This window comes from Streptomyces olivoverticillatus (assembly GCF_014203555.1).
In the GTDB taxonomy this organism is placed as follows: Bacteria; Actinomycetota; Actinomycetes; order Streptomycetales; family Streptomycetaceae; genus Streptomyces; species Streptomyces olivoverticillatus.
Genome location: NZ_JACHJH010000001.1, coordinates 661025 through 675459, shown reverse-complemented (window position 1 = coordinate 675459; position 14435 = coordinate 661025). Strand labels below are relative to the sequence as shown.

The window sequence follows — 14435 nt, the reverse complement described above, 5'->3', positions numbered from 1 at the left end:
AGTCACCAATGCCGCAGCGGCGGCGTCGTCCCTTCCGGCGGCGCCGCCCACGGCTCCGTGACCGCCGCCCACACGCAGAACGCCACCACCGCGGCCGTCAGCAGCACCCACCCCACCCTCCGCAAGGCCCGGCGCCTCCGCAGCAGCCGCATGCCGCGCTCGGCGGCCCGTACCGCCAGCTCGGGAGGGACGGACGGCCGCGGGGCGTCCAGCATCCGGCGGACCTCGGCCTCCTTGCGGTCGTAGCCGCTCACGACGTGCTTGTAGCCGCTCACGACGCCGCCCGACGGCTGCGCATCGCGGCCACCGAGCGCGTACAGATCACCCGTACGCGCTCCACGGACAGCCCCAGGCAGGCCGCAGCCTGCTCCTCGGCGATGCCCTCGTGCAGCCGCAGCACCAGCACCAGGCGCTCCTGCGGCGTGAGCCGCTCCAGCACCCCGCCGCGTGCGTGCCGGTAGCGGCGCGCGGTGCGGGCGAAGGCGGCCGCGAGCTCGCGGCGGGTGTGGTCGTAGGGGTCCTCGCCGCCGAGCCGGTCCCAGGCGGCGTACGTACGGGCCAGGGCCCGGGTGAGCAGCCGCTCGGCGGCCTCCGCGGCGTCGGCGGGCTCACCGGTCAGCAGCAGGGCGGCGCGCAGCAGCCTGCCGCCCGCGCCCCCGACGAACGCCTCGAACTCGCGGGCGCGGCGGCGCTCCCGGGCCGCCTGCCGCTCTCGCAACCCTGCCCCGCCTCCATAGCCGTGTCCCGTTCAAGGACAGGGCAGGTCCCGGGCGCGGGTCAAGAGGTCGGCGGCACCTGCGGGATGGCGGTGTGGACGCCGGAGAGGGCGGTGTTGAAGCGGGTGAGCAGGGTGCAGAAGGCGTCCCGCTCGTCTTCCGTCCAGCCGTCGGTGCACAGCGCCATCAGCTCGCGCCGGGAGGCGCGCACCTCCTCCAGGCGCGCCCTGCCGCGCGGCGAGAGCTGCAGTACGACGGCGCGGCCGTCCTCCGGGTGCGAGGTGCGCTTGACCAGGCCGGTGTCCACGAGCGGCGCCACCTGGCGGGTGACGGTCGAGGAGTCGATCCCCATGCCCGCGGCGAGCGCCTTGACGCCCATCGGGCCTTCCTGGTCGAGGCGGTTGAGCAGCAGGTAGGCGGCGCGGTCCATGGAGTTGTGGACCCGGCCGACGCCGCCGAGCCGGGTCTGCTCGGCGCGGCGGGCGAAGACGGCCACCTGGTGCTGGAGGGCGTCGAGGACACCGGGTGCGAGGTCGGTCGTCATGTCCTGAGGGGTGGGCATGGCCTGGGGCTCACTTCGTACGGCGGGCAGGAACCGGCAGGGATTGCCGAGAGTGGGGGACAGAGTACGCGGCCCGGCGGTCGGCTGTACCGGTGCTCCGCAAACCGGTCGGTTTGTGCGGTCCCCAGATCGGCATACCGGTCGGTTTGTCGCTCCGGGAGCCGCCGGGGAGGCCGGTGTCAGGGGGGTGCCGGACGTTCCTCCGCGACGGGCTCCGGGCACCATACTGGGCACATGGCAGTGCACGTTGGGGACGGGGACGACCATGGTGACGGCGGCGACGCCCTGGGGCGCGAGGGGCTCGGTGGCCGCGCGCTGCCGGTGACGCTCGACGACGTCCGGGAGGCACAGAAGATGCTGTCCGGGGTGGCTCGAACGACCGCCCTGGAGGGCAGCCGTCATCTGTCCCGCCTGATCGGCGCCCCCGTCCACCTCAAGTGCGAGAACCTCCAGCGGACCGGCTCCTTCAAGATCCGTGGTGCGTACGTGCGGATCGCCGCCCTGTCGGAGCAGGAGCGCGCGGCAGGCGTCGTCGCGGCGAGCGCCGGGAACCACGCGCAGGGCGTGGCCCTGGCCGCCTCCCTGCTGGGCGTGCGGTCCACCGTCTTCATGCCGCAGGGCGCCCCGCTGCCGAAGGTCGCCGCCACGCGCGACTACGGGGCCGAAGTGCGCCTGCACGGACAGGTGGTGGACGAGACGCTGAGCGCCGCCCGCGAATACGCGCGGCGTACCGGCGCCGTCTTCATCCACCCCTTCGACCACCCGGACATCATTGCCGGGCAGGGCACCGTGGGACTCGAAATCCTCGAACAGTGCCCGGAGGTGGGCACGATCGTGGTAGGCCTCGGCGGCGGCGGACTGGCGGCCGGGATCGCGGTGGCGGTCAAGGCGCTCCGGCCCGACGTGCGGATCGTCGGCGTGCAGGCGGCGGGCGCCGCCGCGTACCCGCCCTCGCTGGCCGCCGGGCACCCGGTGCCGGTGGAGGCCCCGGTGACGATGGCGGACGGCATCAGGGTGGGGTGCCCGGGCGTCGTGCCGTTCCGGATCGTCGCCGACCTCGTCGACGAGGTCCGTACGGTCTCCGAGGACGACCTGTCCAGCGCGCTGCTGCTCTGCCTGGAGCGGGCGAAGCTGGTCGTGGAGCCCGCCGGGGCGAGCCCGGTGGCCGCACTGCTGGCCGACCCGGGCTCGTTCCGGGGCCCGGTCGTGGCGGTGCTGTCGGGCGGCAACGTGGACCCGGTGCTGCTGCAGGCGGTGCTGCGGCACGGCATGGCGGCGGCGGGCCGTTACCTGTCGCTGCGGCTGCGCCTGACGGACCGTCCGGGCGCGCTGGCCGCGCTGCTGGAGGTGCTGACGCAGGTGGACGCCAACGTCCTCGACATCAGCCATGTGCGCACCGATCCGCGGCTCGCCCTCACCGAGGCCGAGGTGGAACTGCACCTGGAGACCAAGGGGCCCGGGCACTGTGCCGAGGTGGGGGCGGCGCTGCGGGACGCGGGGTACCTGGTGACGACTTGACGGCGGAGGGGGCGCCCCGACTGCCGGGCGCCCCGACCGTCGACGGAATAGCGGCACGGAATATTCCGGTGAATGCCGGCGGGGGAATTCACAGCGCGGAACGGGCCCCGGGAACGTAAAATCCCTTATTACGTCACCCAAACGGGGAGAACCTCCATGCCAGGCGCAATTTATGCCGAAGGCCTGGTCAAGACCTTCGGCGACGTCAAGGCTCTGGACGGCGTCGATCTCGACGTTCCGGAAGGAACCGTTCTAGGACTGCTCGGCCCCAATGGCGCGGGCAAGACCACCACCGTGCGCGTGCTGACCACGCTGATCAAGCCCGACCGCGGCAGCGCCGTGGTCGCCGGAATCGACGTACTGAAAAAGCCCGACGAAGTCCGCCACTCCATCGGCCTGTCCGGACAATTCGCCGCCGTCGACGAATACTTGACGGGCCGTGAGAACCTCCGCATGGTCGGCCAGCTCTACCAGATGAGCGGCCGCGACGCGAAGGTGCGGGCCGGCGAGCTGCTGGAGCGCTTCAACCTCGCGGACGCCGCCGACCGCCCCGCCAAGACGTACTCCGGCGGCATGCGCCGCCGCCTCGACCTGGCCGCCGCCCTGGTCGTCAGCCCGCCCGTGATGTTCATGGACGAGCCCACCACCGGCCTGGACCCCCGCAACCGCCAGCAACTGTGGGAGGTCATCCAGGAACTGGTGGCCGGCGGCACCACCTTGCTGCTCACCACGCAGTACCTGGAGGAGGCCGACCACCTGGCACACGACATCGCGGTCGTCGACCACGGGCGCGTCATCGCCCGCGGCACCTCCGACCAGCTCAAGGCGCGCACCGGAGGGGAGCGCGTCGAGCTCGTGGTGCACGAGCGCGAGCACATACCGTTCGCCGACGACGTGCTGCGCACCTTCGGCAAGGGCGACTCCACCATCGACCACCACACCCGCAAGGTCACCGTCCCGGTCTCCGGCGGCGCCAAGCTGCTCGCCGAGGTCATCCGCGAGCTGGACCTGCGTGGCATCGAGATCGACGACATCGCCCTGCGCCGTCCCACGCTGGACGACGTCTTCATCTCGCTGACCGGGCACGCGGCCGAGACCGCGGAGGAGGCCGACGAGGCCGAGGCGCAGAAGGAGCGGAAAGGAGCGACTCCATGAGCACCGGCGGCCGCACCCTCACCAGGACGGCGGTGCCGAAGGCCCGGGGCGGTGCCGTCCAGTCCGTCCGCGACTCCCTGGTCGTGGCCCAGCGCAATCTGATCCGGATGGCCCGCATCCCCGAAGTCGTGATCTTCGGTCTGGTGCAGCCGATCATGTTCGTGGTGCTGTTCAGCTATGTCTTCGGCGGCTCGATCGCCGTCGGCGGCAGCACGGACCCCGCCACCTACCGCGAGTTCCTGATGGCGGGCATCTTCGCCCAGACGGTCACCTTCGCCACGGCCGGCGCGGGCGCGGGCATCGCCGACGACATGCACAAGGGGCTCATCGACCGCTTCCGCTCCCTGCCCATGGCCCGCGGGGCGGTGCTCACCGGCCGTACCCTCGCCGACCTGGTGCAGACGGCGCTGACGCTGGTGGTGCTGGCGATCGTCGCCGTGATCGTCGGCTGGCGCATCCATAACGGCATCGGCCAGGCGCTCGCGGGCTTCGCCCTGCTGCTCCTGCTCGGCTACGCCTTCTCGTGGATCGGCGCCCTGATCGGGCTGTCGGTGCGCACCCCGGAGGCGGCCACCTCGGGCGGGCTGATCTGGCTCTTCCCGCTGACCTTCATCTCCAACGCCTTCGTGCCCGCGGACAACATGCCGACCGTGCTGCGGCACATCGCCGAGTGGAACCCGTTCAGCGCGACCGTGCAGGCGGCGCGGCAGCTGTTCGGCAATCTGCCGGCGGGCTATCCGGTGCCGGCCGCCTGGCCGATGCAGCACCCGGTGTGGGCGTCGCTGCTCTGGTCGGTGCTGATCATCGCGGCCTTCCGCACGCTGTCGGTGCGCAAGTACCGCTCGGCGACGGGCTGAGGGGAGAGGCGGCCGAACACGCCGAGGCCCCGGACCCCATCGGGGTCCGGGGCCTCGCGCCACCCGCCTCGTGGATCAAGCCCGGTAGGGCTTGGCCTCCAGGACGCGGACCTTGGCCTTCTTGCCGTTCGGCAGCTCGTACTCGGCGTCCTCGCCGATCTTCTTGCCGTTGACGCCGGTGCCCAGCGGGGACTGGGGGGAGTACGTCTCGATGTCCGAGCTGGCGTACTCGCGGGAGGCGAGCAGGAAGTCGAGGGTGTCGTCGGGGTCGCCGTCGAAGGCGATCGTGACGACCATGCCGGGGGCGACCACACCGGTGGCGGCGGGGGCCTCGCCGACCTTCGCGTGCTCGAGCAGCTGCGTCAGCTGGCGCACACGGAGCTCCTGCTTGCCCTGCTCCTCCTTGGCCGCGTGGTACCCGCCGTTCTCTCGCAGGTCACCTTCCTCGCGGGCCGCCGCGATCTTCATCGCGATCTCGGTGCGAGCGGGACCAGACAGGTAGTCCAGCTCGGCCTTGAGCTGGTCGTACGCCTCCTGAGTCAGCCAGGTGACGTTGTCGCTGGTCTGGGTCACAGGTGCTCCTCGTCGGTGCTGGGAATGCTGGGGGGACATCGCTACACAAATGAAACGCCCTACTCAGAAGGGTGCGCCTTCAAAGGTGGGCGAAACCACGAGCCTAACAATTACGTCCGGAAAGGGGGAAGAAGTAAGCGGGACGAATTGCGCAAGAATCTCGTCAATGCAGGTCAGCGGGGGGTCATCCGCGTGGCGCGGTCCGGCATCCCTCGAGCTCCGTCGCGCTGGCGCGCTGCGTCGTACGGATCGTGACGAGCTCGGTGAAGTGGGCCTCGCGCCGGTCCAGCGTGACGTCCTTGCGGGCCACCTCGCTGCCGTCCTCGCCCAGCGAGCGCAGGGTGCACACCCCGACGGCGTCCTTCTCCTTGCGGACCTCCAGCACCGCCTGCACGGCACTGGCCGAGACGGTCCTGGAGCGGATGAGCTGGCCGCTGACGTCCGACTTGGTGAGGTAATGCACACCCGCCCAGCCGACGAAGCCCAGCAGCGCGGCGCCCAGCACCCCGCCGACGATCTTCAGCTTGCGGTCGGCACGCTCGTCGGCCGAGCGGCCGTAACGGCCCTCGGGCAGCGCCTCGCCCTCCGCAGCCATGATCGTTCCCTCCTGGGCGCCGGTTTGTGAACGCGGAATGAAACGGCGCCCGCTTCGGTCACTATAGGAGGCGCCCCGGAAGTCCAATGGGAGGGGCCAAGACCTGAGACCCAAGGGATCGAGCCTTGACTGAGCAGTTGCGAATGATGGCCGTTCATGCCCACCCCGACGACGAGTCGAGCAAGGGCGCGGCCACGATGGCCAAGTACGTGTCCGAGGGGGTGGACGTGCTGGTCGCCACCTGCACGGGTGGCGAGCGTGGCTCCATCCTCAACCCCAAGCTCCAGGGCGACCCCTACATCGAGGAGCACATCCACGAGGTCCGGGCCAGGGAGATGGCCGAGGCCCGCGACATCCTGGGCGTCAAGCAGGAGTGGCTCGGCTTCGTCGACTCCGGCCTTCCGGAGGGCGACCCGCTGCCGCCGCTGCCCGAGGGCTGCTTCGCGCTGCAGGACGTGGACGAGGCGGCGGGGGCGCTGGTGCGCCTGATCCGCGAGTTCCGCCCGCACGTGGTCACCACGTACGACGAGAACGGGGGCTACCCGCACCCCGACCACATCATGACCCACAAGATCTCGATGGTGGCCTTCGAGGCCGCGGGCGACCCCGAGCGCTACCCCGAGGCCGGCGAGCCCTGGCAGCCGCAGAAGCTCTACTACAACCAGGGCTTCAACCGCCCCCGCACCCAGGCGCTGCACGACGCCCTGCTGGAGCGCGGCATGGAGTCCCCCTACGGCGAGTGGCTGGAGCGCTGGCACACGATGGGCCGCGAGCGGACCCTGACCACGTACGTGCCCTGCGGCGACTTCTTCGAGATCCGCGACAAGGCGCTGATCGCCCACGCCACGCAGATCGACCCCGACGGCGGCTGGTTCCGGGTCCCGCTGGACCTCCAGCGCGAGGTGTGGCCGACCGAGGAGTACGAGCTCGCCAAGTCTCTCGTGGACACTTCCCTCCCCGAGGACGACCTCTTCGCGGGCATCCGCAACAATTGACCCCATGATGAGCGCGACCGCTTCCCTCGCCGCCCTGCCGCTCGCCGCCGACCTGGACCAGGACAAGGTCACGCCAGGTGTGCTCGGCTTCATCGTCTTCGCCGTGATCGGCGGGGCCGTCTGGCTGCTGATGAAGAGCATGAACAAGCACATGAAGCGCGTGGACTTCGTGGAGGCCCCGGAGCCGGGCGCCCCCGGCGAGGGCACGGACGCCAAGTAGCCGATCCCGCCCCAGCCCCGCCCGGTTCGGGCAAGGGGCGGGTCAGGCGCGCCCCGCGCCCCCGGCGTGGTGAAGGATGGGCCCATGCCCAACCGCCTGGCGCACGAGACGTCCCCGTACCTCCTGCAGCACGCCGACAACCCGGTCGACTGGTGGCCGTGGTCGCCCGAGGCCTTCGAGGAGGCCCGGCGCCGCGGTGTGCCCGTGCTGCTGAGCGTGGGCTATTCGAGCTGCCACTGGTGCCACGTCATGGCGCACGAGTCCTTCGAGGACGGCGCCACGGCCGGCTACCTCAACGAGCACTTCGTCTCCGTCAAGGTCGACCGCGAGGAGCGGCCCGACATCGACGCCGTGTACATGGAGGCCGTCCAGGCCGCCACCGGACAGGGCGGCTGGCCGATGACCGTCTTCATGACGCCCGACGCCGAGCCGTTCTACTTCGGCACCTACTTCCCGCCCGAGCCCCGGCACGGCATGCCCTCCTTCCCCCAGGTGCTGGAGGGCGTCCGCACGGCCTGGACCGACCGCCGCGAGGAGGTCGGGGAGGTCGCCCGCCGCATCGTGCGCGACCTGTCCGAGCGGACCCTGGCCGTGGACACGGCCCGCACCCCCGCCGCCGAGGATCTGCACGCCGCGCTGCTGGGGCTGACCCGCGAGTTCGACGCCGTGCGCGGCGGCTTCGGCGGGGCGCCGAAGTTCCCGCCGGCCATGACGCTGGAGTTCCTGCTGCGCCACCATGTGCGCACCGGCTCCGAGGCCGCCCTGGAGATGGCGTCGGCCACCGGCGAGGCCATGGCCCGCGGCGGCATCTACGACCAGCTCGGCGGCGGCTTCGCGCGCTACGCGGTGGACGCCTCCTGGACCGTCCCGCACTTCGAGAAGATGCTCTACGACAACGCGCTGCTGTGCCGCGTCTACGCGCACCTGTGGCGGGCCACCGGCTCCGAGCTCGCCCGGCGCGTCGCCCTGCAGACCGCCGACTTCATGATCCACGAACTGCGCACCCCGCAGGGCGGGTTCGCCTCCGCCCTCGACGCCGACAGCGACGACGGAACGGGACGGCACGTGGAGGGGGCGTACTACGTGTGGACGCCCGAGCAGCTGCGCGAGGCCCTGGGCGAGGAGGACGCGGCGCTCGCCGCCCACTACTTCGGGGTCACCGAGGAGGGCACCTTCGAGGAGGGCGCCTCCGTCCTCCAGCTGCCCGACTCCGAGCGGCTCGTGGACGCCGCGAAGCTCGCCGCCGTACGGGCCCGGCTGCTCGGCGCCCGCGAGCGGCGGCACCGGCCGGGCCGGGACGACAAGGTGGTCGCCGCCTGGAACGGGCTCGCCATCGCCGCCCTCGCCGAGACGGGCGCCTACTTCGACCGCCCGGATCTGGTCCAGGCCGCCACGGACGCCGCCGATCTGCTGGTGCGCACGCACATGGACTGGAACGGGCGGCTCTTCCGCACCTCCCTCGACGGCGTCGCGGGCGGCCACGCGGGGGTGCTGGAGGACTACGCGGACGTCGCCGAGGGCTTCCTCGCCCTGTCCGCGGTCACCGGCGAGGGGGTCTGGGTCGACTTCGCGGGGCTGCTGCTGGACACGGTCCTGGTCCACTTCACCGCCGAGGACGGCACGCTCTACGACACCGCCGACGACGCCGAGGCGCTGATCCGCCGCCCGCAGGACCCCACGGACAACGCCACGCCCTCCGGCTGGACGGCCGCGGCGGGCGCGCTGCTGTCGTACGCCGCGTACACCGGCAGCGCCACGCACCGGCAGGCCGCGGAGAAGGCACTGGGCATCGCGGCGGCCCTGGGCGCGCGGGCACCGCGCTTCATCAGCTGGGGGCTGGCGGTCGCCGAGGCGCTGCTGGACGGGCCCCGCGAGGTCGCCGTCGTCGGCCCTGCCGACCATCCCGGCACGCGCGCGCTGCACCGTACGGCCCTGCTGGGGACCGCCCCCGGCGCGGTGGTCGCGGTGGGCGAGCCGGGCTCGGAGGAGGTGCCGCTGCTGTCCGGCCGGGGCCTGGTGGACGGCCGTCCGGCGGCCTATGTGTGCCGGGGCTTCACCTGTGACGCGCCGACGAGCGATGCGGAGGCGCTGGCGGAGAAGCTGGGGTGATCCTCAGGGGGTCCGCCAGAGGGTCCGTCAGAGTCCCTCAGAGGGCGAGTCCCCGCGTCAGCACGTCCAGCGTCCGCTCGATGAGGGGCAGCAGGTCCTCCTCCTGCCCTTGGTCGACCCAGTACATGGTCGTCTCCTGCACCGCCCCGAGCACCGCGGCGGCCAGTACGCGCAGCTCCAGGCCGTCCGCCGGGAGCCCGGTGCGCTGGGCGAGCACCGCGCACAGGACGCGGGCCGATTCGGCCATCGCCTCGGCGGAGCGCCCGCGCAGCGCGGGCACGTCGCGCACGAGCCGGGTGCGCTGGCGCAGTTCGGCGGCGTCGGTCTCGATGATGTGGCGCAGCGCGTCGAGGGAGCCCTGTCGGACGGCCTCGACGGGTGGTTCGCCGGCCGGCCGGGCGCGGATGGCGGCCTCCATCACCGGGTCGTACTCGTCGGTGAGCACGATGTCTTCCTTGGTGGGGAAGTAGCGGAAGACGGTGCTGGGGGAGACGTCGGCGGCCTCGGCGATCCGGTCGACGGGCGTGGCGTCGTATCCGTGCTCCGAGAAGAGGCGGTAGGCGGCGCGGCGGATCGCCTGCCGGGTCTGGATCTTCTTCCGCTCGCGGAGCCCGAGTCTGGGCCCGGGGTGGGCGGAGGAGGACGACGTCTGTGCTGGGGCCATGACAGCATTCTCGGTCATCGATCTTGTGCCGGCCGTCCGCCGGATCCTTGATGACACACTGATTGTCAGTGGGGTGTGTGACGCTATGTGCGGGGCAGGGGTCCGATCAGTGAGATCGGAGGGGTGATCGGTGATGGGTGCCGCTGCAAATGTCGTGGCCTTGCTGGTCGCGGCGCTGTGCGTCGGGGGTTATGTGCTCGCGGGGGAGCTCGCGGTGCTGGCCGTGGTGGGTGCCGGGGTGGGCGCGCTGGCCTGGCGGGTGTCCGCGGCCTCGCGGCCGCGGCCGGGCGGGAGGGCGCGCGGGCTGCCGGGCGCCCTGTTCCGTGTCGGCTTCCGGGCCGGTCGGCCCGCGTCAGGCGTGCGAATAGGCCACCAGCGAGATGCCCACGTAGTGCGTGATGAAGGCGGCCAGCGTGAGCGAGTGGAAGACCTCGTGGAAGCCGAACCACCGCGGTGAAGGGTTGGGCTTCTTGATCCCGTAGATCACGCCGCCCACGCTGTAGAGCAGGCCGCCGACGATCACCAGGACGAGGACGGCGATGCCGCCCCTGCGCAGGAAGTCGGGCAGGAAGAAGACGGCGGCCCAGCCCATGGCGATGTAGCAGGGGAGGTAGAGCCAGCGCGGCGCGCCGACCCAGAAGACGCGGAAGGCGATGCCCGCGACCGCGGCGCCCCACACCGCCCACAGCAGCACCTGCCCGCGGGTGCCGGGGATCAGCAGCATGGTCAGCGGGGTGTACGTGCCCGCGATGATCAGAAAGATGTTGGCGTGGTCGAGACGGCGCAGCACGGCGGTGGTCCGCGGGGACCAGTCGCCGCGGTGGTAGAGGGCGCTGATGCCGAACAGCAGGCAGGCGCTGAGCACGTAGACGGCGCACGCGATCCGGCCGCGGGTGCTGTCGGCCAGGGCCGTCAGGAAGACGCCGGAGATCAGTACGGCGGGGAACATCCCGGCGTGCAGCCAGCCGCGCAGCCGCGGCTTGACCGGGGCCGTCGCGAGGGGCGCGGCGGGGGCGGAAGGCGCGGTGCGCGCTGCGTCGGGCGCGGAAGTCATGCAGGTCATGCTACCTACGGCACCGTAGGTTACGGACCGGTATCACGTGGCGATGGTCACGGGGGTGCCCCCTGGACAGATCCCCGGAGGAGTCGGATGATCAAATGAGTGCGGGCGGCACCGGATGAGCGGTCACGAAGCGTCTGGGTCGCAGCCCCCAAGGGGCAACCAAGTGAAGAGGCGGACACACCGGAGTGAACCGGGTCCGTTCCACCCTCAACATCTGACGCCGGACAGCGGGTTCCGGCGGGACGGAGCGATCGTGGCGCGCAGCAGTGCGGCTCCCACTACCCCCACCAACCACCAGGAGCTGATCTCCTGGGTCGACGAGATCGCCGCCCTCACCCAGCCGGACCGGGTGGTCTGGTGCGACGGCTCCGAGGCCGAGTACGAGCGCCTGTGCGGGGAGCTCGTCGCCAAGGGCACCTTCAAGAAGCTCGACCCGGTCAAGCGCCCGAACTCGTACTACGCCGCCTCCGACCCCAGCGACGTGGCGCGCGTGGAGGACCGCACCTTCATCTGCTCCGAGAAGGAGGAGGACGCGGGCCCGACCAACCACTGGAAGGCCCCCGCCGAGATGCGGGAGATCTTCGCCGGTGAGCAGGGCATCTTCCGCGGCTCGATGCGCGGCCGCACCATGTACGTCGTGCCCTTCTGCATGGGCCCGCTCGGCTCGTCGCTGTCCGCGATCGGCGTCGAGATCACCGACTCCGCCTACGTCGCCGTCTCGATGCGCACCATGACCCGCATGGGCCAGGCCGTCCTCGACGAGCTCGGCACCGACGGCTTCTTCGTCAAGGCCGTCCACACCCTCGGCGCGCCGCTCGCCGAGGGCGAGGCCGACGTCCCGTGGCCGTGCAACACCACCAAGTACATCTCGCACTTCCCCGAGGACCGCGAGATCTGGTCCTACGGCTCCGGCTACGGCGGCAACGCCCTGCTGGGCAAGAAGTGCTACGCCCTGCGCATCGCCTCCGTCATGGCCCGCGACGAGGGCTGGCTGGCCGAGCACATGCTCATCCTCAAGCTCACCCCGCCGCAGGGCGAGGCGAAGTACGTCGCCGCCGCGTTCCCGAGCGCCTGCGGCAAGACCAACCTCGCCATGCTCGAGCCCACCATCTCGGGCTGGACCGTGGAGACCATCGGCGACGACATCGCCTGGATGCGCTTCGGCGAGGACGGCCGCCTGTACGCCATCAACCCCGAGGCCGGCTTCTTCGGCGTCGCCCCCGGCACCGGCGAGCACACCAACGCCAACGCGATGAAGACCATGTGGGGCAACTCCGTCTTCACCAACGTCGCCCTCACCGACGACGGCGACGTGTGGTGGGAGGGCATGACCGAGGAGCAGCCCGCGCACCTCACGGACTGGAAGGGCAACGACTGGACCCCGGCCTCCGGGACCCCGGCCGCCCACCCCAACGCCCGCTTCACCGTCCCCGCCTCGCAGTGCCCGATCATCGCGCCCGAGTGGGAGGACCCCAAGGGCGTGCCGATCTCGGCGATCCTCTTCGGCGGCCGCCGCGCCTCGGCCGTGCCGCTGGTGACCGAGTCCTTCGACTGGCAGCACGGCGTCTTCCTCGGTGCCAACGTGGCCTCCGAGAAGACCGCCGCCGCCGAGGGCAAGGTCGGCGAGCTGCGCCGCGACCCGTTCGCCATGCTGCCGTTCTGCGGCTACAACATGGGTGACTACATGGGTCACTGGGTCAAGGTGGGCCAGGGCAAGGACCAGGCCAAGCTGCCGAAGATCTACTACGTCAACTGGTTCCGCAAGAACGACGCGGGCAAGTTCGTCTGGCCCGGCTTCGGCGAGAACAGCCGCGTCCTGAAGTGGATCGTCGAGCGGCTGGACGGCAAGGCCGAGGGCGTCGAGACCCCGATCGGCATCCTGCCGACCCGCGATGCCCTCGACACCGACGGGCTGAACCTGAGCGAGGGCGACCTCGACTTCCTGCTCACCGTCGACAAGGACGTCTGGCGCGAGGAGGCGGCCCTGGTGCCCGAGCACCTCAACACCTTCGGCGACCACACGCCGAAGGAGATCTGGGACGAGTACCGCGCGCTGGTCAAGCGCCTGGGCTGACCGGCCGGGCTCTGCCCCTGACGTCGGACCGCGCCGCACGCGGTTCCGACGTCAGGGGCACTCCCCGTTATTGGCTGCCCCCGTTATTGGCCGTAGCCGTCTATTGGCCGTAGCCGTCCAGGAAGTTGCCGATGCGCGTCACCGCGTCCGTCAGGTCCTTCGCGTTCGGCAGGGTGACCAGTCGGAAGTGGTCCGGCTCCGGCCAGTTGAAGCCCGTGCCGTGGACGACCATGATCTTCTCGGCGCGGAGCAGGTCCAGCACCATCTGCCGGTCGTCCTTGATCTTGTAGACCTTGGGGTCGAGCCGGGGGAAGGCGTAGAGCGCGCCCTTGGGCTTGACGCAGCTGACGCCGGGGATCTGCGTCAGCAGCTCGTACGCCACGTCGCGCTGCTCCAGCAGCCGTCCGCCGGGCAGCACCAGGTCGTTGATCGACTGGCGTCCGCCGAGCGCCGTGGCCACCGCGTGCTGGGCCGGCATGTTGGCGCACAGCCGCATGTTGGCGAGGATCGTCAGCCCCTCGATGTAGCTGTCCGCGTGGGCCTTCGGGCCGCAGACCGCCATCCAGCCGCTGCGGTAGCCCGCCACCCGGTAGGACTTGGACAGGCCGTTGAAGGTGAGGGTCAGCAGGTCGGGGGCGATGGCGGCGGTCGGGGTGTGCGTGACGCCGTCGTAGAGGATCTTGTCGTAGATCTCGTCGGAGCAGACGATCAGGTTGTGGCGGCGGGCGATCTCGGTCAGCCCGCGCAGCATCTCGTCGTCGTAGACGGCACCCGTGGGGTTGTTGGGGTTGATGATGACGATGGCCTTGGTGCGGTCGGTGACCTTGCGCTCGATGTCGGCGAGGTCCGGCATCCAGTCCGCCTGCTCGTCGCAGCGGTAGTGCACGGCCGTGCCGCCCGCCAGGGAGACCGAGGCCGTCCACAAGGGGTAGTCCGGGGCCGGTACGAGCACCTCGTCGCCGTCGTCGAGCAGGGCCTGCATCGACATCTGGATCAGCTCGGAGACGCCGTTGCCGAGGTAGACGTCCTCGACCGACAGCTCGATGCCCTTGGTCTCGTAGTGCTGCACCACCGCGCGCCGGGCCGAGAGCAGCCCCTTGGCGTCGCCGTAGCCGTGGGCGTCGCCGACGTTGCGCAGCATGTCCTCCAGGATCTCCGGAGGGCACTCGAAACCGAAGGTGGCGGGGTTGCCGGTGTTGAGCTTGAGGATGCGGTGACCTGCTGCCTCGAGCCGCATGGCCTCCTCGAGTACCGGGCCACGGATTTCGTAGCAGACGTTGGCGAGCTTCGTTGACTGGATCACCTGCATGACGGCAACCCTACGGTCGCCCCAC

15 protein-coding genes are annotated in these 14435 nt (G+C 71.2%); 7 read left to right on the top strand and 8 right to left on the bottom strand.

Features of this window, described 5'->3' with window-relative positions:
* Positions 1 to 2: 2 nt before the first annotated feature.
* The 3 genes from FHS39_RS03110 to FHS39_RS03100 are packed head-to-tail and all read right to left on the bottom strand — an operon-like array spanning position 3 to position 1278.
* Complete coding sequence (locus FHS39_RS03110) at positions 3 to 275, bottom strand: hypothetical protein (protein ID WP_343069326.1); 273 nt, start codon at positions 273 to 275, stop codon at positions 3 to 5.
* Entirely contained in the window at positions 272 to 718 is a 447-nt protein-coding gene (locus FHS39_RS03105; protein ID WP_184346168.1) for a sigma factor-like helix-turn-helix DNA-binding protein, read from the bottom strand. Before FHS39_RS03105 ends, FHS39_RS03110 begins: the two co-directional genes overlap by 4 nt.
* 59 nt (positions 719 to 777) lie before the next feature.
* On the bottom strand, positions 778 to 1278 hold the full coding sequence (locus FHS39_RS03100) for a MarR family winged helix-turn-helix transcriptional regulator (RefSeq protein WP_184346167.1): 501 nt from the start codon (positions 1276 to 1278) through the stop codon (positions 778 to 780).
* Positions 1279 to 1632: 354 nt separating this feature from the next.
* Between FHS39_RS03100 and ilvA the strand changes: the two genes are divergently transcribed.
* The 3 genes from ilvA (at position 1633) to FHS39_RS03085 (ending at position 4808) form a co-directional block, all read left to right on the top strand.
* Positions 1633 to 2796: a threonine ammonia-lyase gene (gene ilvA, locus FHS39_RS03095; protein WP_246469928.1), complete on the top strand. Its 1164-nt coding sequence runs from the start codon at positions 1633 to 1635 to the stop codon at positions 2794 to 2796.
* A gap of 156 nt (positions 2797 to 2952) precedes the next feature.
* Entirely contained in the window at positions 2953 to 3951 is a 999-nt protein-coding gene (locus tag FHS39_RS03090; protein ID WP_184346165.1) for an ATP-binding cassette domain-containing protein, read from the top strand.
* Positions 3948 to 4808 carry an ABC transporter permease gene (locus FHS39_RS03085; protein ID WP_184346164.1) on the top strand — a complete coding sequence of 287 codons (861 nt, stop codon included), beginning with the start codon at positions 3948 to 3950 and terminating at the stop codon, positions 4806 to 4808. The genes FHS39_RS03090 and FHS39_RS03085 overlap by 4 nt, the downstream gene beginning before the upstream one ends.
* 75 nt (positions 4809 to 4883) lie before the next feature.
* Here the strand turns inward: FHS39_RS03085 and greA are convergent, their stop codons facing one another.
* Positions 4884 to 5381, bottom strand: coding sequence for a transcription elongation factor GreA (greA, locus tag FHS39_RS03080; RefSeq protein WP_184346163.1), 498 nt, complete (start codon positions 5379 to 5381; stop codon positions 4884 to 4886).
* Positions 5382 to 5565: 184 nt separating this feature from the next.
* On the bottom strand, positions 5566 to 5976 hold the full coding sequence (locus FHS39_RS03075; protein ID WP_184346162.1) for a DUF4307 domain-containing protein: 411 nt from the start codon (positions 5974 to 5976) through the stop codon (positions 5566 to 5568).
* Between the two features lie 125 nt (positions 5977 to 6101).
* Here FHS39_RS03075 and mca point away from each other — a divergent pair, with 125 nt between their 5' ends.
* The 3 genes from mca to FHS39_RS03060 all read left to right on the top strand — a co-directional run bounded on the left by mca (position 6102) and on the right by FHS39_RS03060 (position 9300).
* Positions 6102 to 6971, top strand: a complete 870-nt coding sequence (gene mca, locus FHS39_RS03070; protein ID WP_184346161.1) for a mycothiol conjugate amidase Mca — start codon at positions 6102 to 6104, stop codon at positions 6969 to 6971.
* 7 nt (positions 6972 to 6978) lie between these two features.
* Positions 6979 to 7191, top strand: a complete 213-nt coding sequence (locus tag FHS39_RS03065; protein ID WP_184346709.1) for an RAMP4 family protein — start codon at positions 6979 to 6981, stop codon at positions 7189 to 7191.
* Between the two features lie 84 nt (positions 7192 to 7275).
* The gene (locus FHS39_RS03060) at positions 7276 to 9300 is read left to right on the top strand and encodes a thioredoxin domain-containing protein (RefSeq protein WP_184346160.1); all 2025 of its coding nucleotides are present in this window, start codon (positions 7276 to 7278) and stop codon (positions 9298 to 9300) included.
* Positions 9301 to 9337: 37 nt separating this feature from the next.
* Here the strand turns inward: FHS39_RS03060 and FHS39_RS03055 are convergent, their stop codons facing one another.
* Both FHS39_RS03055 and trhA read right to left on the bottom strand, forming a co-directional pair.
* The gene (locus FHS39_RS03055) at positions 9338 to 9964 is read right to left on the bottom strand and encodes a TetR/AcrR family transcriptional regulator (protein ID WP_184346159.1); all 627 of its coding nucleotides are present in this window, start codon (positions 9962 to 9964) and stop codon (positions 9338 to 9340) included.
* A 352-nt stretch (positions 9965 to 10316) separates the two neighbouring features.
* A complete protein-coding gene (trhA, locus tag FHS39_RS03050; protein ID WP_184346158.1) occupies positions 10317 to 11018 on the bottom strand; it encodes a PAQR family membrane homeostasis protein TrhA in 702 nt (233 codons plus the stop codon).
* Positions 11019 to 11280: 262 nt separating this feature from the next.
* Here trhA and FHS39_RS03045 point away from each other — a divergent pair, with 262 nt between their 5' ends.
* Positions 11281 to 13101, top strand: coding sequence for a phosphoenolpyruvate carboxykinase (GTP) (locus FHS39_RS03045; RefSeq protein WP_184346157.1), 1821 nt, complete (start codon positions 11281 to 11283; stop codon positions 13099 to 13101).
* 100 nt (positions 13102 to 13201) lie between these two features.
* Here the strand turns inward: FHS39_RS03045 and FHS39_RS03040 are convergent, their stop codons facing one another.
* Positions 13202 to 14410, bottom strand: coding sequence for a pyridoxal phosphate-dependent aminotransferase (locus tag FHS39_RS03040; RefSeq protein WP_184346156.1), 1209 nt, complete (start codon positions 14408 to 14410; stop codon positions 13202 to 13204).
* Positions 14411 to 14435 lie beyond the last annotated feature (25 nt).